This window comes from Microbacterium sp. GbtcB4 (assembly GCF_019091465.1).
Lineage (GTDB): Bacteria > Actinomycetota > Actinomycetes > Actinomycetales > Microbacteriaceae > Microbacterium > Microbacterium paraoxydans.
Window position 1 is genome coordinate 1 of sequence record NZ_JAGXJJ010000649.1, and the last position, 233, is coordinate 233.

Genomic DNA, 233 nt, shown 5'->3' on the forward strand with positions numbered 1-233 from the left:
AGCTCGCCACCCTCCGCCTTGTCCTGCGTGCCCGTGGCGGCGACCCAGGTGCCGCTCCACGGCACCCAGACCCCGTCGATCGCCCCGCTGGCCCCGGAGGCCGCGAGCGCGTTGTCGACCGCGCCCTGCAGCGCCGTGACCGTGTCGTCGGGCAGCGTGGCGTCGACCTGCGCGGGCGGCGTATAGCTGAAGGAGCCCTCGGAGGTGCATCCGGTGAGGACGAGACCGAGAAC

The 233-nt window shown here is 73.8% G+C and carries 1 pseudogene; it reads right to left on the reverse strand.

The window, feature by feature from the left end:
• A pseudogene (locus KVS71_RS19125) lies at positions 1–233 on the reverse strand (serine hydrolase); the annotation flags it as partial.